This window comes from Gordonia sp. 852002-10350_SCH5691597 (genome assembly GCF_001665715.1).
Lineage (GTDB): Bacteria > Actinomycetota > Actinomycetes > Mycobacteriales > Mycobacteriaceae > Gordonia > Gordonia sputi.
The window spans coordinates 68,613-90,474 of sequence record NZ_LZMO01000300.1 but is presented as its reverse complement, the minus strand read 5'-3'; the positions used below and the strand labels follow the sequence as shown (position 1 = coordinate 90,474).

Annotated in this window: 17 protein-coding genes; 13 read left to right on the top strand and 4 right to left on the bottom strand. The window is 64.7% G+C overall.

The genetic code is table 11. From position 1 onward, the window contains the following. The 3 genes from A5777_RS23115 to A5777_RS23105 form a co-directional block, all read left to right on the top strand. Nucleotides 1-462: hypothetical protein (locus A5777_RS23115; RefSeq protein WP_231895178.1), on the top strand; the 462-nt coding region annotated here is incomplete at its 5' end. A gap of 322 nt (nt 463-784) precedes the next feature. Further along, nucleotides 785-4,282, top strand: a complete 3,498-nt coding sequence (rpoB, locus tag A5777_RS23110) for a DNA-directed RNA polymerase subunit beta (protein ID WP_005209199.1) — start codon at nt 785-787, stop codon at nt 4,280-4,282. 79 nt (nt 4,283-4,361) lie between these two features. After that, complete coding sequence (locus A5777_RS23105) at nt 4,362-8,318, top strand: DNA-directed RNA polymerase subunit beta' (protein WP_064865027.1); 3,957 nt, start codon at nt 4,362-4,364, stop codon at nt 8,316-8,318. Nucleotides 8,319-8,477: 159 nt separating this feature from the next. Here A5777_RS23105 and A5777_RS23100 read toward each other — a convergent pair whose 3' ends face one another. Both A5777_RS23100 and A5777_RS23090 read right to left on the bottom strand, forming a co-directional pair. After that, a complete protein-coding gene (locus A5777_RS23100) occupies nt 8,478-8,849 on the bottom strand; it encodes a VOC family protein (RefSeq protein WP_064865023.1) in 372 nt (123 codons plus the stop codon). Nucleotides 8,850-9,341: 492 nt separating this feature from the next. Beyond that, entirely contained in the window at nt 9,342-9,995 is a 654-nt protein-coding gene (locus A5777_RS23090; protein ID WP_231895177.1) for a TetR/AcrR family transcriptional regulator, read from the bottom strand. Between the two features lie 234 nt (nt 9,996-10,229). Here A5777_RS23090 and A5777_RS23085 point away from each other — a divergent pair, with 234 nt between their 5' ends. From A5777_RS23085 to A5777_RS24870, 10 genes are read left to right on the top strand one after another with little or no spacing between them, the layout of a single operon-like run. Then, nucleotides 10,230-11,009, top strand: coding sequence for an ABC transporter permease (locus A5777_RS23085; protein ID WP_005206518.1), 780 nt, complete (start codon nt 10,230-10,232; stop codon nt 11,007-11,009). 17 nt (nt 11,010-11,026) lie between these two features. After that, nucleotides 11,027-11,890 (top strand): MlaE family ABC transporter permease, encoded by an 864-nt coding sequence (locus tag A5777_RS23080; RefSeq protein WP_064865013.1) that lies wholly within the window; start codon nt 11,027-11,029, stop codon nt 11,888-11,890. Continuing rightward, the gene (locus A5777_RS23075) at nt 11,887-12,909 is read left to right on the top strand and encodes a hypothetical protein (protein ID WP_064865009.1); all 1,023 of its coding nucleotides are present in this window, start codon (nt 11,887-11,889) and stop codon (nt 12,907-12,909) included. The genes A5777_RS23080 and A5777_RS23075 overlap by 4 nt, the downstream gene beginning before the upstream one ends. Further along, nucleotides 12,906-14,000 (top strand): MlaD family protein, encoded by a 1,095-nt coding sequence (locus A5777_RS23070; RefSeq protein ID WP_064865006.1) that lies wholly within the window; start codon nt 12,906-12,908, stop codon nt 13,998-14,000. Before A5777_RS23075 ends, A5777_RS23070 begins: the two co-directional genes overlap by 4 nt. Next, nucleotides 13,988-15,004 (top strand): MlaD family protein, encoded by a 1,017-nt coding sequence (locus A5777_RS23065; protein WP_064865002.1) that lies wholly within the window; start codon nt 13,988-13,990, stop codon nt 15,002-15,004. Before A5777_RS23070 ends, A5777_RS23065 begins: the two co-directional genes overlap by 13 nt. Then, nucleotides 14,998-16,122 carry an MlaD family protein gene (locus A5777_RS23060; RefSeq protein ID WP_064864999.1) on the top strand — a complete coding sequence of 375 codons (1,125 nt, stop codon included), beginning with the start codon at nt 14,998-15,000 and terminating at the stop codon, nt 16,120-16,122. Before A5777_RS23065 ends, A5777_RS23060 begins: the two co-directional genes overlap by 7 nt. Next, nucleotides 16,119-17,150 carry an MlaD family protein gene (locus A5777_RS23055; RefSeq protein WP_064864997.1) on the top strand — a complete coding sequence of 344 codons (1,032 nt, stop codon included), beginning with the start codon at nt 16,119-16,121 and terminating at the stop codon, nt 17,148-17,150. Before A5777_RS23060 ends, A5777_RS23055 begins: the two co-directional genes overlap by 4 nt. Next, nucleotides 17,147-18,106 (top strand): MlaD family protein, encoded by a 960-nt coding sequence (locus tag A5777_RS23050; RefSeq protein ID WP_064864994.1) that lies wholly within the window; start codon nt 17,147-17,149, stop codon nt 18,104-18,106. Before A5777_RS23055 ends, A5777_RS23050 begins: the two co-directional genes overlap by 4 nt. A 27-nt stretch (nt 18,107-18,133) precedes the next feature. After that, on the top strand, nt 18,134-18,970 hold the full coding sequence (locus tag A5777_RS23045) for a serine/threonine protein kinase (RefSeq protein WP_231895176.1): 837 nt from the start codon (nt 18,134-18,136) through the stop codon (nt 18,968-18,970). Continuing rightward, a complete protein-coding gene (locus A5777_RS24870) occupies nt 18,967-19,656 on the top strand; it encodes a hypothetical protein (RefSeq protein ID WP_156529469.1) in 690 nt (229 codons plus the stop codon). Before A5777_RS23045 ends, A5777_RS24870 begins: the two co-directional genes overlap by 4 nt. On the opposite strand, the gene A5777_RS23040 is transcribed toward A5777_RS24870, so the two are convergent. Both A5777_RS23040 and A5777_RS23035 read right to left on the bottom strand, forming a co-directional pair. Next, nucleotides 19,539-20,303 (bottom strand): DUF5134 domain-containing protein, encoded by a 765-nt coding sequence (locus A5777_RS23040; protein ID WP_064864990.1) that lies wholly within the window; start codon nt 20,301-20,303, stop codon nt 19,539-19,541. The genes A5777_RS24870 and A5777_RS23040 overlap by 118 nt on opposite strands. After that, nucleotides 20,300-21,811, bottom strand: a complete 1,512-nt coding sequence (locus A5777_RS23035; RefSeq protein WP_251722055.1) for a PepSY-associated TM helix domain-containing protein — start codon at nt 21,809-21,811, stop codon at nt 20,300-20,302. The genes A5777_RS23040 and A5777_RS23035 overlap by 4 nt, the downstream gene beginning before the upstream one ends. Nucleotides 21,812-21,862: the final 51 nt, after the last annotated feature.

Here is a 21,862-nt window from a genome sequence, read left to right as displayed (position 1 = left end):
GATCGCCAAGGTCGCAGATATCTGATTTTTTTTGCGCGGCTCGTGGCTTCGTCTTTTGCACGGCTCGTGGCTGCGCCCTGTGCCCCGTTCTTCCTCCTCATCGCATCGTCGCTTCGCTCCTCGCTCTTCGTCGTGCAGAACGGGGCGGCGCATCCACGAGCCGACGCTGCCGCATCGTCGCTTCGCTCCTCGCTCTTCGTCGTGCAGAACGGGGCGGCGCAGCCACGAGCCGACGCTGCCGCATCGTCGCTGCGCTTCTCGCTCTTCGTCGTGCAGAACGGGGCGGCGCAACCACGAGCCGACGCTGGCCCATCGTGGGTTCGCTCCTCGCGTGAACCGAGTTGGTCGCTTCACAACTGCCCAGGGCAGCCGTGTGGCCAGCGCGTGTTCTACGCGCAACGGGGTGCTGAACTCTTGCCGCAGCGACCCCGCCAACGCGGCATCACGCAGGTGAGGCGCTAATTTTCTTGCACAAATTGGCGCGTACCGCTTGACGTGGCGGCGTTGGCGGGCCAATCTGTCACCAGCGATTGCAGCGCGGGCAGCCACCAGTGCGAAATCGTTTCCAGACGCTACTTGACAAAGTGCGTCTATTTTCTGCTACAGTTGGACGTTGCGCTGGCTGCCTCCTGTCCATCTGTCGATTCTCCTTCTGGCCACATTCTCCTCTGGTGTGTGCATGGTGATCGCGATCGAAGGTTGTCACCAGCGAACGGCCCACCAAGCCACTTAGCGCTTGTTGCACACACCGCTAGGCAGAACCCTCGTGTTGGAAGGACGCACCTTGGCAGTCGATCGCCAGTCCACCTCAACCACCATCCCGAATGCGCCGCACCGCGCATCGTTCGCGAAAATCAGCGAGCCTCTGGAGGTACCGGGCCTCCTTGATCTACAGCTCGATTCCTTCGAGTGGCTCGTCGGCTCCCCCGAGTGGCGCGCCAAGGCCATCGCCCGTGGCGAAGAGAACCCCGTCGGCGGACTGGAGGACATCCTCCACGAACTGTCGCCGATCGAGGACTTCTCGGGGTCGATGTCGCTTTCCTTCTCCGACCCTCACTTCGACGAGGTCAAGGCCTCCGTCGAGGAGTGCAAAGACAAGGACATGACCTACGCGGCGCCCCTGTTCGTCACCGCGGAATTCATCAACAACAACACCGGTGAGATCAAGTCGCAGACCGTCTTCATGGGCGACTTCCCGATCATGACCGACAAGGGCAGCTTCATCATCAACGGCACCGAGCGTGTCGTCGTCTCGCAGCTCGTCCGCAGCCCCGGCGTCTACTTCGACGCCTCCATCGACAAGGCCACCGAGAAGACCCTCCACACCGTGAAGGTCATCCCGGGCCGTGGCGCGTGGCTGGAGTTCGACGTCGACAAGCGCGACACCGTCGGTGTGCGCATCGACCGCAAGCGTCGTCAGCCGGTCACCGTGCTGCTGAAGGCTCTCGGCTGGACGAACGAAGAGATCAGCGAGCGCTTCGGGTTCTCCGAGATCATGATGTCGACCCTGGAGAAGGACAACACCGCCAACCAGGACGAGGCGCTGCTCGAGGTCTACCGCAAGCTGCGTCCGGGCGAGCCCCCGACCCGCGAGTCGGCTGAGAACCTCCTCGAGAACCTGTTCTTCAAAGAGAAGCGCTACGACCTCGCACGTGTCGGTCGTTACAAGATCAACAAGAAGCTGGGCCTCACCGACAACCCGATGACGGGCGAGTCGGTCCTGACCCGCGAAGACATCGCCGCGACCGTCGAGTACCTCGTGCGTCTGCACGATTCCGACCCGCACACCGTGTCGCTCGCGAAGGTCGCCGGACCCGACGGCCTCGACGTCCCGATCGAGGTCGACGACATCGACCACTTCGGCAACCGTCGTCTGCGTACCGTCGGCGAGCTCATCCAGAACCAGATTCGCGTCGGCCTCTCGCGTATGGAGCGCGTCGTGCGTGAGCGCATGACGACCCAGGACGTCGAGGCGATCACTCCGCAGACCCTGATCAACATCCGTCCCGTCGTGGCGGCGATCAAGGAGTTCTTCGGAACGTCGCAGCTCTCGCAGTTCATGGATCAGAACAACCCGCTGTCGGGTCTGACGCACAAGCGTCGTCTCTCGGCTCTCGGCCCCGGTGGTCTGAGCCGTGAGCGTGCGGGCCTCGAGGTCCGCGACGTCCACCCGTCGCACTACGGCCGCATGTGTCCGATCGAGACCCCTGAGGGTCCGAACATCGGTCTGATCGGATCGCTCTCGGTGTACGCGCGGGTCAACCCGTTCGGCTTCATCGAGACGCCGTACCGCAAGGTCGTCGACGGTGTCGTCACCGACGACATCCAGTACCTGACCGCGGATGAGGAAGACCGCTTCCTCATCGGCCAGGCGAACACCAACTTCGACCTCAACGGAACCATCACCGACGATCGCGTGCTGGTCCGTAAGAAGGGTTCGGAGGTCGAGTTCGTCGGCGCGACCGAGGTCGAATACCTCGACGTCTCGCCGCGACAGATGGTGTCGGTCGCGACCGCGATGATCCCGTTCCTCGAGCACGACGACGCGAACCGCGCCCTGATGGGTGCGAACATGCAGCGTCAGGCCGTGCCGCTGGTCCGTAACGAGTCGCCGCTGGTCGGCACCGGTATGGAGCTGCGCGCGGCGGTCGATGCCGGCGACGTCATCGTCTCGGGCAAGACCGGTGTGATCGAAGAGGTCTCCGCCGACTACATCACCGTGATGGCAGACGACGGCACCCGCGACACCTACCGGATGCGCAAGTTCGCGCGTTCCAACCACGGCACGTGCGCCAACCAGCGCCCGATCGTCGACGAGGGACAGCGCGTCGAGGCAGGCCAGGTCCTGGCCGACGGTCCGTGTACCGAGAACGGCGAGATGGCACTGGGTAAGAACCTGCTCGTGGCGATCATGCCGTGGGAGGGTCACAACTACGAGGACGCCATCATCCTGAGCCAGCGGCTCGTGGAGGAAGACGTACTCACCTCGATCCACATCGAGGAGCACGAGATCGACGCCCGCGACACCAAGCTCGGTGCCGAGGAGATCACGCGCGACATCCCGAACGTCTCCGATGAGGTCCTCGCCGACCTCGACGAGCGCGGCATCGTGCGTATCGGTGCCGAGGTCCGTGACGGCGACATCCTGGTCGGCAAGGTAACCCCGAAGGGCGAGACCGAGCTGACCCCGGAAGAGCGTCTGCTCCGCGCGATCTTCGGTGAGAAGGCTCGCGAGGTTCGCGACACGTCGCTCAAGGTGCCCCACGGTGAGACCGGCAAGGTCATCGGTGTTCGCGTCTTCAGCCGCGACGACGACGACGATCTCGCTCCCGGTGTCAACGAGCTGGTCCGCGTGTACGTGGCCCAGAAGCGCAAGATCCAGGACGGCGACAAGCTCGCAGGCCGCCACGGCAACAAGGGCGTCATCGGCAAGATCCTCCCGCAGGAGGACATGCCGTTCCTGCCCGACGGCACCCCTGTCGACATCATCCTGAACACCCACGGTGTTCCGCGTCGTATGAACATCGGTCAGATCCTGGAGACCCACCTCGGGTGGATCGCCAAGACCGGCTGGAACATCAACGTCGCGAGTGGTGTGCCCGACTGGGCGTCGAAGCTGCCCGAGGACATGTACTCGGCCGAGCCCGACACCAACACCGCAACCCCGGTGTTCGACGGCGCCCGCGAGGAGGAGCTGACCGGACTGCTGTCCTCGACGCTGCCGAACCGCGACGGTGAGGTCATGGTCAACGGCGACGGCAAGGCGACGCTGTTCGACGGTCGTTCCGGCGAGCCGTTCCCGTACCCGGTGTCTGTCGGCTACATGTACATCATCAAGCTGCACCACCTGGTCGACGACAAGATCCACGCTCGCTCCACCGGTCCGTACTCGATGATCACCCAGCAGCCGCTCGGCGGTAAGGCCCAGTTCGGTGGCCAGCGATTCGGTGAGATGGAGTGTTGGGCCATGCAGGCGTACGGCGCTGCCTACACGCTGCAGGAGCTGCTGACGATCAAGTCCGACGACGTGGTCGGCCGCGTCAAGGTCTACGAGGCCATCGTCAAGGGCGAGAACATCCCCGAGCCGGGCATCCCCGAGTCGTTCAAGGTGCTCCTCAAGGAGCTGCAGTCACTCTGCTTGAACGTCGAGGTGCTGAGCTCCGACGGTGCGGCGATTCAGATGCACGACACCGACGACGAGGATCTCGAGCGCGCAGCCGCGAACCTCGGCATCAACCTGTCGCGCAACGAGTCGGCCACCGTCGACGACCTCGCGAACTGATCTCGCTGCCGCCGGTCACGGAAACTCCGTGACCGGCGGCCAACGGCCCTTTATTGACAGAGCTCTGGAAAGGTAACAAGTGCTCGACGTCAACTTTTTCGACGAACTGAAAATCGGTCTTGCAACGGCCGACGATATCCACAACTGGTCGTACGGCGAGGTCAAGAAGCCGGAGACCATCAACTACCGCACGCTCAAGCCTGAGAAGGACGGCCTGTTCTGCGAGAAGATCTTCGGACCTACTCGCGACTGGGAGTGCTACTGCGGCAAGTACAAGCGCGTGCGCTTCAAGGGCATCATCTGCGAGCGCTGCGGCGTCGAGGTCACCAAGGCCAAGGTGCGCCGTGAGCGGATGGGCCACATCGAGCTGGCCGCGCCGGTCACCCACATCTGGTACTTCAAGGGTGTACCGAGCCGCCTGGGCTACCTGCTCGACCTCGCGCCGAAGGATCTCGAGAAGATCATCTACTTCGCCGCATACGTCATCACCTCGGTCGACGACGAGCTCCGCCACAACGAGCTCTCGACGCTCGAGGCGGAGATGGAGGTCGAGAAGAAGGCTATCGCCGATCAGCGCGACGCCGACCTCAACGAGCGTCAGCAGAAGCTCGAGGCCGACCTCGCCGAGCTCGAGGCCGAGGGTGCCAAGGCCGACGTGCGCCGCAAGGTGCGCGACGGTGGCGACCGCGAGATGAAGCGGATGCGCGACGCAGCACAGCGTGAGCTCGACGCTCTCGAAGAGCTGTGGGACAAGTTCGTGAAGCTCTCTCCCGGCGATTTGATCATCGACGAGAAGCTCTACCACCAGCTGCAGGACCGCTACGGCGAGTACTTCACCGGTGCCATGGGCGCCGAGGCGATCAAGAAGCTCCTCGAGACCTTCGACATCGACGCCGAGGCCGAGTCGCTGCGCGAGACCATCCGCAGCGGTAAGGGCCAGAAGAAGCTGCGCGCGCTCAAGCGACTCAAGGTCGTCGCGGCGTTCCAGCAGTCGGGCAACTCGCCGCTGGGCATGGTTCTCGACGCCGTGCCGGTGATCCCGCCGGAGCTGCGTCCGATGGTGCAGCTCGACGGTGGCCGCTTCGCGACCTCCGACCTCAACGATCTGTACCGCCGCGTCATCAACCGCAACAACCGCCTCAAGCGACTGATCGACCTCGGTGCCCCCGAGATCATCGTCAACAACGAGAAGCGGATGCTGCAGGAGTCGGTTGACGCCCTGTTCGACAACGGCCGCCGCGGCCGTCCGGTCACCGGACCGGGCAACCGTCCGCTCAAGTCGCTGTCTGATCTGCTCAAGGGCAAGCAGGGGCGTTTCCGTCAGAACCTGCTCGGTAAGCGCGTCGACTACTCGGGCCGTTCGGTCATCGTCGTCGGCCCGCAGCTCAAGCTGCATCAGTGTGGTCTGCCCAAGCTGATGGCTCTCGAGCTGTTCAAGCCGTTCGTGATGAAGCGCCTCGTCGATTTGAACCAGGCGCAGAACATCAAGAGTGCAAAGCGCATGGTCGAGCGTCAGCGCCCGGCCGTGTGGGACGTCCTCGAAGAGGTCATCGCCGAGCACCCCGTGCTGCTCAACCGTGCTCCGACGCTGCACCGCCTGGGCATCCAGGCGTTCGAGCCGCAGCTCGTCGAGGGCAAGGCCATTCAGCTGCACCCGCTCGTGTGTGAGGCGTTCAACGCCGACTTCGATGGTGACCAGATGGCCGTGCACCTTCCGCTGAGTGCGGAGGCGCAGGCCGAGGCGCGCATCCTGATGTTGTCGTCGAACAACATCCTGTCGCCCGCGTCGGGTCGCCCGCTGGCCATGCCGCGTCTGGACATGGTGACCGGTCTGTACTACCTGACCACCCTCAAGGAGGGCGCGGCAGGCGAGTACACCCCGGCAACCGACGACGACATCGAGCGTGGCGTCTACTCGAGCCCGGCTGAGGCCATCATGGCCGTCGACCGCGGTGCGCTCACCGTGCAGTCGCGCATCAAGGTGCGTCTGACCGATCAGCGTCCGCCTGCCGACATCGAGGCCGAGCAGTTCCCGGATGGCTGGAAGTTCGGTCAGCCGTGGGACGTCGTGACGACGCTGGGGCGCGTGCTCTTCAACGAGCTGCTCCCCGTCGAGTACGCGTATGTCGACGAGCAGATGCCGAAGAAGCGTCAGGCTGCGATCATCAACGATCTCGCAGAGCGCTACCCGATGATCGTTGTCGCGCAGACCGTCGACAAGCTCAAGGACGTCGGCTTCTACTGGGCTACCCGTTCGGGTGTCACCGTGTCGATGGCCGACGTGCTCGTGCCGCCGGCCAAGGCTGAGATCCTCGAGCGTTACGAGGAGCGGGCCGACGGACTGGAGCGCAAGTTCCAGCGTGGTGCTCTCACCCCGGATGAGCGTCGTGACGCTCTGGTCGAGATCTGGAAGCAGGCCACCGAGGAAGTCGGTAAGGCCATGGAGGACTACTACCCCGACGACAACCCGATCACCATGATCCCGAAGTCCGGCGCGACCGGAAACATGACGCAGGTGCGAAACCTGTCGGGCATGAAGGGTCTGGTGACCAACCCGAAGGGTGAGTTCATCCCGCGTCCGATCAAGTCCTCGTTCCGCGAGGGTCTGACCGTCGCCGAGTACTTCATCAACACGCACGGTGCTCGTAAGGGTCTGGCCGACACCGCACTTCGTACGGCCGACTCGGGTTACCTGACCCGTCGTCTGGTCGACGTCAGCCAGGACGTCATCGTCCGCGAGACCGACTGTGGCACCGAGCGCGGCATCAACGTGTTGCTCGGCGAGAAGCAGCCGGATGGTTCGATCATCCGCGACGCGCACGTCGAGACCTCGGCGTACGCCCGCACCCTGGCCGCCGACGCGGTCGACGAGAACGGCAACGTCATCGTCGAGCGCGGTCACGACCTCGGCGATCCGGCGATCGAGGCTCTGCTCGCAGCAGGCATCAACCAGGTCAAGGTCCGTTCGGTCCTGACCTGCGCGACCGGCACCGGCGTCTGCGCCATGTGCTACGGCCGTTCGATGGCGACCGGCAAGCTCGTCGACATCGGCGAGGCCGTCGGTATCATCGCCGCACAGTCGATCGGTGAGCCCGGTACCCAGCTGACGATGCGTACGTTCCACCAGGGTGGCGTCGGTGACGACATCACCGGTGGTCTGCCGCGTGTCCAGGAGCTCTTCGAGGCGCGTGTACCCAAGGGTGTCGCACCGATCGCGGAGGTCTCCGGACGGATTCGCCTGGAGGACGACGACCGCTTCTACAAGATCACGATCATCCCCGATGACGGATCGGAAGAGGTTGTCTACGACAAGATCTCGAAGCGTCAGCGTCTGCGTGTCTTCAAGCACGACGACGGCTCCGAGCGTCTTCTCGCCGACGGCGACCACGTCGAGGTGGGCCAGCAGCTCATGGAGGGTTCGGCGAACCCGCACGAGGTGCTGCGCGTGATGGGTCCGCGTCAGGTGCAGGTGCACCTGGTCAACGAGGTCCAGGAGGTCTACCGGAGCCAGGGTGTGTCGATCCACGACAAGCACATCGAGACCATCGTGCGTCAGATGCTGCGTCGCGTGACGATCATCGACTCGGGTTCGACGGAGTTCCTGCCCGGCTCGCTCACCGAGCGTGCCGAGTTCGAGGCCGCGAACCGTCAGGTCGTGTCCGAGGGTGGCGAGCCCGCCGCCGGACGTCCGGTCCTCATGGGTATCACCAAGGCCTCGCTGGCGACCGAGTCCTGGCTGTCGGCGGCGTCGTTCCAGGAGACCACGCGTGTCCTGACCGATGCGGCCATCAACAGCCGCAGCGACAAGCTGATCGGTCTGAAGGAGAACGTGATCATCGGTAAGTTGATCCCGGCCGGTACGGGTATCAACCGGTACCGCAACATCGAGGTTCAGCCGACCGAGGAGGCCCGCGCGGCCGCCTACGCGGTGCCGTCCTACGACGACACCTACTACAGCCCGGACGGCACCTTCGGTGCTCCGGCCGGCGCTGCGGTTCCGCTGGACGACTACGGATTCGGCAGCGACTACCGCTGACGGTTACCCGCTGATCGAGCCAGCCGCTGATCGAGCTTGTCGAGATCACCGCTGATCGAGCTGTAGTTCTCGTTGATCGAGCCTGTCGAGATCACCGAAGCGGCCCCGCACCTCGGAAAGGTGCGGGGCCGTTTCGCGTCGTGAGGAGGCGTCGAGAGCTCACTCGTACCGGTAGGGCAAATACTGAACGTTCCAGTGGTTGCCGTCGGGATCGTCGAAGTACACGAAGTGGCCCCACGACTGGACGTCGACCTCGCTGGCGTCGACACCGGCGTCGAGCAGCTGCTTACGAGCAGCCTCGATGTCGGAGACGCAGAGCATCAGTGTCCCGGCGTTGGGCGGTGGGGCGTCGACGATGCCTCGGCCGAAAGCGATCGAGCAGTGCGAGCCGGGCGGGGTCATCTGCACGAACCTGATCTCGTCGGTCGGCGACGAGTCGTGGTCGGGGTTGAACCCGATCCTGGTGTAAAAGTCTTTTGCTCGATCGACGTCGGTGACGGGCAGAAACGCGACTTCGAGTGTCCAATCCATGACTGTGGCCTTTCAGATGGGCGGCTTTCAGGTGGGCCGCTTCGACGTTCGAGCCGAGTGCCGATCACCCGACGAACGGAGCATCGCAGCCATTGCGGTCATATCGGGTCCGCAATAGAAACCGGACGCTGCCCACTCGACGCGACGGGACGCCCACTCGACGCGACAAGGCGCCCACTCGACGCGACGGGACGCCCACTCGACGCGACAAGGCGCCCACTCGGCTGGCTCGAGCGCCCAGTCGACGCGACGGGACGCCCACTCGGCCGTATCGAGCGCCCAGTCGGCTGGCTCGAGCGCCCACTCGACGCCCCCCGCTGGTCGAGCGCAACCCCCGCTGGTCGATCACAACCCCCGCTGATCGAGCGCAACCCCCGCTGGTCGATCGCGACCCCCGCTGGTCGATCGCGACCCCCGCTGATCGAGCCCCCCGCTGATCGAGCGCAACCCCCGCTGATCGAGCGCAACCCCCGCTGATCGAGCTTGTCGAGATCACCAGAACATCGGCGCGAGGAACTTCGACGCGTAGTCGCGCAGCGCGTCGGCGTCGTCGATGTCGACGGTCTGTGAGTCCGTGAGCGCGAACGACATGATCAGCCGGAACAGCGTCTCCGACGCGAGTCGCAGGTCGGCGTCGGGCATGTTGGCGCCCGCGGCACGCAGGGAGTCGACGATGCTCTGACTGAACTGGCCGACCATTTCCACCACGTACGGGCCGTCGAATCCGATGATCAGGTCGGCGGCGCCCGGCTCGTCGGCGAGTATGCGGGTGACGAGTTCGTTGCTGCGTGCGCGCGTGATGGACACCTGAAACCCCTCGACCACCGCCTCTCGCGGGTCGAGGTCGCGAACGGCTTGTTGCATCTCGGAGAAGAAGTCTCTGCGCAGTTGCAGCACGACCTCGGCCAGCAGCGCGTCCTTGCTGGGGAAACGCCGATACAGCGTGCTGCGGCTGACGCCCGCGTCGCGGGCGATGCGATCGATGTTGGCTCGACGGACCCCGGAGCGCACGAACTCCGACGACGCCGCGTCGATGATCCGACGCTCCTGTTCCTCGGCGCGTCGACGACGCGACGCACCCAGCATCGTCATCGCCGAACCCGCGTGGGTCGACGCTGCGGTCGAGGCCGAGCCTACTTCTGGCACCCGTGAACCATAACTCACTCCAACGTTTCACGATCGCAAACACTCGACACCGAGGGTATCGAGCATCGAGCGTGCGCCGAGCTTGTATTTCTGCAGTTGAAAGCACTCTCATGAATAGGGGTGTGACAGCGGACACATGGATGTGTGATACTCGCCTCGGCGCGAAGAATGAAACCGGGATGTCTGATACGTCCCAAAACCAAACAAGTGCTTGATTGAGTATGGGGGTTGCGCGTGCCGATGGCGCAGAGTGTGCAGGGCTTCGGCCGCACGGTGAGGCTGGGCGTGCGCACCTCTGTCATCGCAACGACAGACATCGTCGGCGGCAGGTTCCCGATCCGCGAAGCGACCGTTCAGGCGTGGTTCCTGCTCAGCATCACGGTCTTGCCGGCCCTGCTGATGGCCGTACCGTTCGGAGTGATCATCGCCGTGCAGATCGGCGGCCTCACCAGCAATCTCGGTGCCACCTCCATGGCCGGAGCCGTCGGCGGTATGGGTGTCATTCAGCAGGGTGCGCCGATGGCCGCGGCCCTTCTGCTGGGCGGCGCAGGGGCGTCGGCGATCACGGCGGATCTGGGAGCACGAACGGTCCGCGAAGAAATCGACGCGATGCGAGTCCTCGGCATCGACCCCACGCGCCGGCTCGTCGCACCCCGCATGGTCGCGATGGTGCTGGTCGCTCCGGTTCTCTCGATCCTGATCATCGTGATCGCGGTGGCCGCGAGCTTCATCGTGGCGATCGTCGGACAGGGGGTCATCGCGGGGTCGTACTGGCAGTCGTTCGGCAGCTACGCGTCGACCACGGACCTGTGGATCTGTCTGGGTAAGTCGGTCATCTTCGGTTTTGTCGTCGTGGTCATCGCGAGCAGACGAGGGCTCGAGGCCGCCGGCGGTGCGCGCGGCGTCGCCGACGCGGTCAACGCGGCCGTCGTACTCGGCATCGTCGCGTCGATGGTGATCAACGTGATCATCACCCAGGTCACGACGCTCTTCATCCCGCCGCAGGTGATCTGAGATGGCGGTGATCTGAGATGGCGCAGCGCGCCGGGAGTTACATCCCGAGCACCAAGTTCCCGCGGTTGGAGAGGGCCGTCGACAACGCGGGCCGACCCTTCGAGCACATCGGCCGCCAGGTGAAGTTCGTGCTCGACACCATCGCGGGTCTGCCGCACACGGTGCGCGCGTATCGCAACCAGATGCTCGCGGCGTTCGCCGAGACCACCTGGGGCAACGGCTCGATCCTCGTTGGCGGCGGGATCGCGAGTGTGCTTGCGATCCTTGGTGTTTCGGTCGGCGGCATGATCGGCATCCTCGGTGTCACCTCGCTCTCGTCGCTCAACCTGTCGCCGATGGCAGGCCTCATCACTGGGTACGCCGCCACGCGTGAGATGGCCCCGATCGTCGCGGCTGTGGGTTTCGCGGCCCAGGCGGGATGCCGGATGACTGCCGAGATCGGATCGATGCGCATTTCGGAGGAGATCGACGCGCTCGAGGCGCAGGCGATCCGGCCGATCCCGTTCGTGGTGGGCACGCGCGTCATCGCGGGCGTCCTCGCCATCGTGCCGTTCTATCTGATTTCGCTCTGCCTGGCCTACCTCTCGTCGCGGCTCGTCGTCAGCGTCGTCTACGGCAATTCCGCAGGCGCCTACGATCGCTACGTCGAGGCGTTCGTGAGTCCGGTCGACGTCGTCTACTCGACGATCAAGGTCGTCGTCTTCGCGGTCCTGGTGATCATCGCGCACACCTACTACGGCTTCTTCGCGAGCGGCGGTCCCGAGGGCGTCGGCATCGCTTCCGGGCGGGCGATCCGCGCCAGTCTCGTGCTGATCGTCGCGGCCGACATGGTGATGTCGCTGATGTTCTGGGGCCTGAACTCGGGGCTGAACTTCGCATGAGCAGGGCACGCGAACTCTCCCCGGCCGCGCTGCGCAAGCGAGGCATCTTCGCCGTGCTCGTAGCCGCCGCAGTTGTCGCGCTCGTCGTCATCAAACCCTTCAGCGGAGGCGACGACGCCGTACGCTTCGCCATCGACGCACCGTCGCTTCCCGACGGCGTGCAGGAGGGCGTCCCGGTCGATATCCGCGGCGAGACCGTCGGACAGGTCTGCGGCCTCGACATTTCGCGCCGGGACGTCACGCGCATGGAGGTCTGCGTCAACCGTGATGCCGTGGGCGAGCTCACCGACAACACGGCGGTCAGCTTCGTGTCGCGCAACCTCTTCGGCTCCGACGCCGTGCGCCTGAATCCGACGGGTTCGGGCTCGTCGGTCACCAGTGGCAGCACCATCACGCTTGCACAGCCCCCGTCGGACTACACCGTGACGGCGACCGTGCGCAGTGCGGGCTCCTTCACCCTGCCCGTGCTGTCCCCACAACTCAGTGACCTGCTCAAGCAGGTGAGCGATACGACGATTCGTCTGTCACCGTTTCTGACTGCGGCAACCGTCACCCTGCAAACGGTGCAGCAGGGGCAGCGCACACGTCTGAATGCACTGTTGCCCACTGCCGCAGACGCTTTCAGCGGTGTCGGTGCCGCTGCCGCAGGTGGAATCAAGGGGCTCAACATCTTCAACTCCAACCCGCTCTTGCTCGACCACGGCTATGTGCTTCAGGTGGCGCAGATGATCGGCGACATCGGAGATCTGTTCGGCGGCATGGGATCACTGTTCAACGGCCTCGCGCCGTTCGGTGCGTTCATGGACCTCACCAACGCATTCACGACGCCGCTCGGGCAGGGGCTTTCGGGCGTCACCCCCGCCCAGGTCGGCACGCTGATCGATCATTTCGGCAATGCGTTCCACACCGATCCGACGACGGGCCGGACCACCCTGTCGGTAACGGCGCACCTCGACGTCGTGCCCGGCGCATCGGCGCCGCTGAACAAACTGCTGTCGAGAGTGGGTGGCGGTTCGTGAGAAACGCGTCGTCGGCGACGAAACGACTGCTGCTCGTGGCGGCCGTCGTGATCCTCGCCCTCTATGCGATCGTGCAGGCGATCAATCGGCCCGTCGGCGGCGACGTCGAGACCTACCGCGCTGAATTCTCCGACGTGTTCGGGCTGCACAAGAACGCCGACGTCCGCGTGCGCGGCGTCCAGGTGGGCAAGGTGACCGACATCGATCTCCAGCCCACCGGCGTCGCATTGGTGACTTTCACTGTGCGCGAGGAGAATCGACTCACCAATCGCGATCAGCTCGCGATTCGATTTCAGAACCTCGTCGGACAGCGCTACCTCGCGGTCACCAAAGCAGAAGTTGCCGAGAAGTCCGAAGTCACCGAGAAGTCAGAGGACAGCGAGGAGTCAGGGGTCGCCGGCGCCGCCAGCTCGAGCGCGCCAACGGATGTGACGCCACTCGACCCCGATCAGGTGATCCCCGCGGCCAAGACGAGTGGCTCCTTCGACATCACCAAGCTGTTCAACGGATTACGGCCGCTGCTGCAGGGCGCCGACCCCGAGGTGTTCAACACCTTCGCGACCAACATGCTCCATCTGCTCCAGGGCGAGGATGGCGTGGGCCTCGGCGACGTCCTCGCCGAGGTCGAACGTCTCACCCGTTTCGCCACCGACAAGAAGGCCCTGATCGCCACGATCGTCAACAACCTCGGCGTTGTCTCCGCCGCGTTGCAGGGCAAGTCAGAGATCATCGGGGTGCTGATGAAAGGCCTCGGCGTACTCTTCGACACTCTCGAGACCAAGCTCGATCTGCTGAAATCCGCATTCGGCAACGGCGCCAAGGTGTTTCCGCCGATCGTCGACCTGCTCTCGAACCTGTTCGACCTCACACTCGGCGGCCACGACAACGTCTCTGCGCGCATCATGCAACTCGTTCCCGACACCAACCAGTTCGCCGAGGTGCTCGGCGCATTGCCGACATTCCTGGCAACGGTGAACGCGTCGATGAGTCACCTGGGCTTCGACGCGACGTGCTCGCGCGGCGAGGTGTCGCTGCCGGAGATGGGGCAGGTCCTGCTCGGCGGAGGGAAGGTGACGTTGTGCAAGGCCTGAGCCGAGTGTCCGACTTCGCTGTCCGCGACCAGGTCTCCCGTAGAGCCGAGATCTCGTGGGCCGTCGGAGTTGTCGCCGTCGTGGCTGTGCTCGTGGTCGTCGTCGGCTTCCTCTACATGTCGCCTCCCGGGCGCGCGACCGTGCACGCGGTGATGTCGGAGAGCGGCGGCATCAAGGGCGGCACCGAGGTACGCATCGCAGGCGTGACAGTTGGCAAGGTCACCGACGTCGCATTGTCCGACGACAAAGTCGACGTCTCGCTCTCCGTCGACCGCAAGGTGTTCCTCGGCGACCAGACCTCCCTCGACGTCCGGATGCTGACGGTGGTCGGTGGAGCATACGTCGCGCTGTTGCCTGCGGGCGACAAACCGTTGGGCGACTCAGTGATTCCCGTCTCGCGCACCTCCGTCCCCTACTCGATCTCCGAGGTGCTCGACGCCGCCGCCAAGACCACATCGGGCATCGACGCGCCGACGATGCGCGGCACGGCGGTGGCGCTGACCAACAGTCTCGACGCCGCGCCCGGCGCCATCCGCGGCATCATGTCAGACGTCGACACCCTCACGAGCTTGCTCGACAAGCAGCAGGATCAGATCAAGAGCGTCGCCGACATCGGTGGCGAATACAGCACCGCCATGGCGGCACAACGAGCCACTCTCGTCGAGATGATCAAACGCATTCACGCCGTACTGCCGCTCATCATCGGCTACAAGGATCGCGGCATCATCACCTACGACGCCCTCGCGTCGCTCGTGCTCTATGTCGGCGACGTCCTCGGCGAGCCGTATCAGGCGCGCATCAAGCCACCCCTGCGCAGGATCATCGCCTCCGCGGGCGAGACCAAAGACATCGCGGCAAAGATGAGTGTAGCGATCACACAGTTGCGTGGCATCGCCGACAAGCTCAGTCGCACACTGCATCCCAATGGGGTGGCACTCGACTTCGGTGACCAGGTGATCGACGACTCGTCGATCTGCATACCCATCGCGGGCCGCACATGTTGACCGCACGAGCACGCCGAATCGACAGCAGGGTGATCGCACTGGTCGCCGCGATCCTCGTCGTCGCGCTGCTTGTGGGTGCGGTGGTCGTCTACCTGAAATCGACGTCGAACAACGCGCGTGCACTTTGCGCCCTGCTGCCCGACTCGGCAGGCATCTATGCGGGAAATGCGGTCAACATCCGGGGTGTCAAGGTCGGAACAGTGACCTCGCTGAGCCCCGAAAACGGTCACGTCACAGTGCACATGAAGGTCGACGACCGGCCACTGGCCTCCGATCTGAAAGTGGTCGCGATCAACAACTCCGTGCTCGCCGACCGTCGTCTCGAACTCGTGGGCACCGACGCACGCGGCGGCTCCCAACTCGACGCACAGACATGCGTTCCGCTCTCTCGAACGTTCACTCCCATCTCGGTCAGCGATGCGTTCCAGTCGTTCACCACGATGTTCAACGAGGTCGGGGGAGTCGGTACCGATACGAAAAAGCCGGTGGGAGAGCTTATCTCGGCCACCTCGAGGGAGATCAACGGTACCGGCGGCGATATCAACAAGACCATCAAGAACATGTCGAGCCTGATGGCAGCACCCGACGAGTTTCTCGCGCAGATGCGTTCGGTCTTCGACAACCTGGCGACGCTCACAGACGTCACCACGCAGAACTGGGATGATCTGCGCGATATCGGCACCAACTCGGCGTCGTTGACGTTCATGATGGGCAGGTTGATCGAAGACTTCGTCTACATCTTCAACGGATTGTCGGAGGCCGCGCCCGCGATCGACGACCTTCTCGGCGACCTCCTCCCGCCACTGCTCGACACGGCCGACGTCGCGAAACCGCTGATCGATCTCGGTATCGCCAAAATCCCTGACCTGCTTGTCCTTCTCCGCGAGATCCCGGGGATAGCGACGCCGGCGTCGGCGATGATGAGCCGGTCCGCGCGAGGGATCCCGGTGTCTGTGTCGGGGCCGAAGGTGCTCGCCAGGACTCCGAGTAGCGCGGCACTGTGCGGACTCCTCGACCGCAGCGGTGCCGGGCGGTGCGACGTCCGCACCGGGCAGACGGCGGTCGTCGATCTCACCGGACTGGTGGACGCAGCGATCCAGGGAGGTCTCGGCCGATGATGCGTCGTGGAGTCTCTTTTGTCCTGTGTGTGCTGGCCGTGGTGGCAGCGCTTGTCGTCGTCGCGGTCGGCCGTGGGACCAATCCCGCGAATCTGTTGCCGAGACTGACCTCGTCGTCGTCTGATTCGACGACGCTCTTCGTCGACTTCGCGTCGGTCGTCAATCTCCCGCTTGGTGCACGGGTGCTCTCACGCGGCACCCAGATCGGCACCTTGGAATCCATCGAACTCGTCCCCAACGCCGCGCGGCTGACACTCGGCATCGCTCCGGAAGCCCAGGTGTTGCGCGGCTCGAAAGCCGAACTGCGACAGTCGACGATGCTCGGCGACATCTACGTCGCGCTGATCCCGCCCGCCGCCTCGAGTGCGCCACTCCTGCACGACGGCGACGTCATCGGCCTGCGCGACACAGACCCCGGCCCCCAGATCGAAGACATCATCACCAATCTCGCCGACTTCATGGCGGGTGGCTCGGTGATGCGGGTGCAGGATTCGATTCGCAAGGTCAACGAGTCCGTCGACATCAAGAACGGAGACCTCCCCGCGGCATCCCGGGTAGGCGCTCACGATATCCAGGATCTCGCACGCGGCACCGACGAGTTGAACTCGATGATCGACACCCTCGATAATGCAAGCCGCCAGATAGCCTCTGACCCAGCTCTTCTCGCGATGTCGATGGGTCCGCAGGGCCAGTTCACCCTGGGGTCTGTCATGGACGCGATCAGTGAGGGATTCAAACTCGTCGCGGGTTCCAGTGCGCTCGCGATCGGTCTGAGCTGGCTCACGCCGAGGCTGGCCCAGCTCAACCCGTTCCTGGAGAAGATCACGCCTCTGCTGCGCAGCTACTCCGCGACGTCGACCGAATTCAACGGCAACATCGGCAAGGTCGTCGATGTGACGCAGACAAAGCTCCTCCCGTTCGCCAAGAACGGTGGAGTCTCCGTCGACAAGATCACCGTGGGTGCAGACCGTCGGGAAGCAACCCGATCGGTGACGGCGGTGCTGCGCATGATCGGAGCGGTCCGATGAAGGCGCGCTACCTGTTCTCCATCGTGGCGACCATAGCGGTGCTCATCCTCGCGGTCGCCTACCTCTCGGTGGGCGTCCTGAAGATGCGGGTCATCGCCGACCAGACGACGGTCACCATCACCGCACCCAAATCCAATGGCCTGCATGCCGGTTCGGCTGTGTTGCTCCGCGGAGTGTCGATCGGGAGTGTGTCGTCGGTGACCTACACCGGCGGCACCGACATCGAGATCGAGATCTCCTACGACGCCGCGCATCAGATACCGTCGAACAGCAAACTCGTCATCGAGAACCAATCGATGATCGGGGAGTCGGGACTCTTCCTCATTCCCCCGAAAGACGATGCGGCACAGACAATTCGTAGCGGTCAGACCCTGACCGCAACCGTGGTCGACGTCCCGGCGTCGGTACCGGAGCTTCTCGGCTCGACGCAGACACTGCTCGATCAGGTCGACCCGACGCTCGTCAACGATCTCGTCGACACACTCGCGGCAGCACTCGCCGGAACCGAGTCCGACGTCGAACGCCTCACCCCGGCCGCGCAGGTACTTGCGGCGACGATGATCTACTCGCAACCGGCCATCGAGAAGATCATCGGAAACTCGACGACGATGCTGCAGGACGGCGACTGGGTCGGCCCCTCGCTGCGTCCGACTGCTCCCCAACTTGTGTACGCGGGCACCAGCGTCCGCGACGTCGTGACCGCGGTCAAGCCGTTCGCCGTCTCCACCGACGGCGGGAAGAAGATCAGGGATCGCTGGAAACCGTCGTTGAATCGGTCCGCTGAGTTCGTGAACACCATCGCGCCCCCATTGGGCAGCATCGCCGACACACTGCTCCCGGCCGCACGGCAGTCGGGTTCGGTGCTGGCCCAGATCAACATCGCGACGCTGCTGGAGCAGGCAATGAAGGTCCTGCCCGGCGACAGCCTGCAACTAACCGTGACCCCGCCGAGATGACAGCCCGAGCCAAGTAGGAGCCAGCCCATGACAACCGACCTGCACACCACGACCAACGACGTCGAGCCGGAGAACGACGGCGAGCCTGAGAACGATGCCGCCGGCGCGACTGGCACCACCAATCCGCCCGGCGAGAAGCCGGCTGTCGATAAGCCTTCTGCGCGTGCTCAGTTGACCGAGTACCTGTCGGTGCGTCGCCACCCGGTTGTCGCGGCAGTCAGCATGCTGTGCGTGGCCACGCTGGTCGCGGTCGGCGTGCTCGCCTACCTCCTCGTGCAAAGATCCGACGACCTCGCTGCCGAACGTCAACTCACTGCCGACAAGCAGACAGCCGAAACCGTCGCTGGTAGGTACGCGGTCGGCGCGGCGACGTTCGACTTCAACAACCTGCAATCGTGGTCGGCAGCGCTGAAGAACGGCACTGCGCCGGAACTCAATTCGCGCTTCGACGTTGCGGTGAACACGCTGACACCACTCATCCAAGAGGTCCAGTGGGTGCAGACCGCGAAACTGATAGCGGCGAAAACCGTTGACATCAGGGCTGATCGGCAGTTCATCGTGCAGGTCTTCGTCTCCACGCACATGACGAGCACACAGAATCCGAAGGGACTCAACACCGTCACCCCCTACACCATCACGCTCGACCGCGACAGCAACTGGCTGATCACCGACGTCGCCGGGATCGCAGGCGCGGCGCAGGACGGCTCGTCGGGCAGCGGCACCCCGAATCTCACGCAGAGCGACGCGGGCGCCGGAAGCCAAGGCGCCGGTACTCAGGGGAACAGCAACCAGGGAAACGGCAACCAGGGGAGTGACGGCACGGGCGGTCAGGCCCCCGTCGCACCCGCGCAGCCCACACCATGAGCACAACCACCCCGGGCGGACGCCGCTGGTCGGTTGTGCTGCTCGTCGTGGCAACAGTGGGAGGCGTTGGCACGACGATGACGTGGGTTCGGGCGCAGGGCTCGGTCATTCCGTCGTCGACCGATCTGACCGACCGGGCCGTCACACGATCGGGAGCGCCCGTAGAGCTCGCCGCGCGTGGCGTCGTCGGTCTGGCCGGAGCAGTCGCACTGGTCGCAGCATGCCTCCTCGCCGCGCTCGCGCTGTGGGCCGTCAGCCCCGGCTATCGGCGCGCCCGCGCGGGCTATGCCGCGATCGGGGGGTCGACGGTCGGTATCGCGGCGGTGGTGTGGTTCCTCACCGATGCTGCGGCGCATTCGTCGGTCTTCGGCGCGGCCGTCGACGTCCAGACAGACACCGTCGAGGTGTCCGCGTGGGCCCCCGGTCACGCTGTGCTGCTTCGTGATCACCTGTCTCGTTGGTGTGATGCTGGTGCCGCGAGCGGATCGAGACGACCGCACACCAGCCAACGACGTTCCAGCAGAGCCCTCCACGCCGCCGCCTCACCCGAATTCTCAGAGCATGACGCTCAGAGCATGACGCCGAACATGATCGACATCCCCGCGGCCATGCAGATCTGCGAGATATCGCCCGCGAAGGCGAGTACGTCCGACGTCGTGCCCGCGCGTCGTCGTCGATCGAGGTAGCGGTACAACCACACCACGGCGGCGATGGCGAAACCGATCGTGAGAATCCAGTTGACCGGGGTGATGTACGCCGGTTGGCTGCTGCCGATCATGTCCATTCCCGGCATATCCATGCCGCCGGAACCGTGGTCGTGGGCGAGGACGAGCTCACCGAGCCCAGACTTGTAGTCGAGCGCCGACGTGTATTCGACTGTGCCCGACGCACTTGCCGAGGTGCTTCCAGGGAGCAGGCTTCCGTTCATCACGGCGTACATCCACGCCATCGCGCCCATCATGACCGCGTGATACACGGCGACAGATCGTCCGAACACCGAATCGGTCGCGGGGACGCAACCACAGTTCGCCCCGCACGTGCAGACATCGCCACACCCGCATTCCGGTTCGGCGAGAACAGAACTCGGGAATGCGAGAGTCGCCAGGAACCAGAGGGCAGCGACGATGAAGAAGACCATCGGGCCAGTGGTCGGCCAGCTCATCGAGAACGGCCACGCCATCACGATCATCGCTACGGCCATGATCAGGTGCAGCACGTGTCCGACGTAAGCGGGCCAGCGAAGCGGTTGGCGCACCATCGCGTACACGGTCAACGCTGCGGAGATCGCGAACAGGATCGTGACGACCCAGCGGAGTGCGAGATTGTCGATCATCGGGCACTCTCGGCTGCCGTGGGGGCTGGTTGCTCATCGGAAGGGCCGTGCTCGTGTCCATGCGGAGGGGTCCCCGAACCACGGCGCGTGGCAATGATGCCCCACCCGGCGTCGACGATCACGAACAGCGCCAACGGAATTCCGAACCACGGCGCAAACCACCCGAGTACCGCGACCACGGCGATGAGCGCCACCGCCTCGGCTGGCAGGAGCGAACTCAGCGATCCTCGCCCCGGGGCCTTGGGTAGTCCACCTCTTGTCGGACGCCGCCGCCACCACATGAGGTAGCCGCGGACGATCACGCTGATCAGACCGATTCCCAAGAGCGCCAGGATGATCTGGTTGAGAATGCCGTAGAGGCCCATGTGTGCGCTGATGGCCCAGTCGGTCATCTTCGCCATGAACGGCCACTGCGCGAAGTTCACCCGATCGGTGACAGCAAATGTCTTGGGGTCCACCGCGATCGCGTCGTACCGCGTGGGAAACCCGCGATTGTTCTCGTTCACCGACCACGCCGTGCCCTCCGCGGATGGCGGCGTGATGACCATCGGTGCGCGCAGACCCGCTCGCGTGGCGGTGTTGTCGACGGCGGTGAAGTCGGACGGCGTGATCGTCGGCGGGGCTTCGGCCATTGCGTCACCCCCGTGGTGATGGCCTTCGTTCGACGACGCGGGCGACGTTGAGACCGCGGGCGTCGTCCACGAGAGTTCGGTGCGCAACTCACCGATGCTCGCTCCCGCATACCGCGACCAACTCAGTCCCGACGCCGACAGCGCGACGAGACCGATGATGATCCAGGTGCCCACTGCTCCGTGCCACGTCAGTGTTCGACGCCGATTCGGCGCGTCGCGGTCAGGGACGAGGACGCGGTTGCGCTTGTGGGTCCGTCGCCGATAGCCGATCCAGAGGACCAGCCCGCCCAGCGCCGTCACCCACAGCCAGCTCGCGGCGATCTCGCTGTAGTTGCGACCGACGACACCCAGGTGCAGGTTGCGGTGCAGGTCGTCGAACCACGTACGTACCGGCAGCCATTCGCCCATCGTGGTCAGCGATCCGCGCACCTCGCCGGTGTAGGGATCGACGAAGACGGTGCGCGTTCGGTCCGACGGCAGGTCGTCGACGCTCAGGGTCACCCGCGTCGTCGAGTCCGCTTTCGGCGCAGGCGTCACCGACGCGATGGTTCCCTCCGGATGAACTCGACGCGCCGCGGCGACCTGGTCGCCCAGCGGAAGCCGCTGTGCGCCGATGTTTTCGACGGTGAGTTCATGGCTGTAGACAGCCCGGTCGATCTGAGGGATCAGGGCGTACAGCGTGCCGGTCACGGCCGCGACCAGAAGGAACGGGCCGATCAGGATTCCCGCGTAGAAATGCCAGCGAAGTAGGAGCGGACGCCACCGCTGCGCCGCCGAGGGAGCTGGGCGCGCGGCCCGCGGGCCGCGATCTGGTTCGACCGTCTCGGGCTCGGTTGGCTTGTCGGTCTCGGCTGGCTTGTCGGGCGCGGAATCCACGGGTGGAGGGCTGACCACGGCTTCGGTGACTTCCTTCGTCGGGAGGCTGCA

Bases quoted from the DNA above. Each gene is read 5' to 3' on its own strand.
- A5777_RS23040 (WP_064864990.1), bottom strand. From the start codon at position 20,303: ATGATCGACAATCTCGCACTCCGCTGGGTCGTCACGATCCTGTTCGCG.
- A5777_RS23055 (WP_064864997.1), top strand. From the start codon at position 16,119: ATGATGCGTCGTGGAGTCTCTTTTGTCCTGTGTGTGCTGGCCGTGGTG.
- A5777_RS23075 (WP_064865009.1), top strand. From the start codon at position 11,887: ATGAGCAGGGCACGCGAACTCTCCCCGGCCGCGCTGCGCAAGCGAGGC.
- A5777_RS24870 (WP_156529469.1), top strand. From the start codon at position 18,967: ATGAGCACAACCACCCCGGGCGGACGCCGCTGGTCGGTTGTGCTGCTC.
- A5777_RS23045 (WP_231895176.1), top strand. From the start codon at position 18,134: ATGACAACCGACCTGCACACCACGACCAACGACGTCGAGCCGGAGAAC.
- A5777_RS23060 (WP_064864999.1), top strand. From the start codon at position 14,998: ATGTTGACCGCACGAGCACGCCGAATCGACAGCAGGGTGATCGCACTG.
- A5777_RS23050 (WP_064864994.1), top strand. From the start codon at position 17,147: ATGAAGGCGCGCTACCTGTTCTCCATCGTGGCGACCATAGCGGTGCTC.
- A5777_RS23100 (WP_064865023.1), bottom strand. From the start codon at position 8,849: ATGGATTGGACACTCGAAGTCGCGTTTCTGCCCGTCACCGACGTCGAT.
- A5777_RS23080 (WP_064865013.1), top strand. From the start codon at position 11,027: ATGGCGCAGCGCGCCGGGAGTTACATCCCGAGCACCAAGTTCCCGCGG.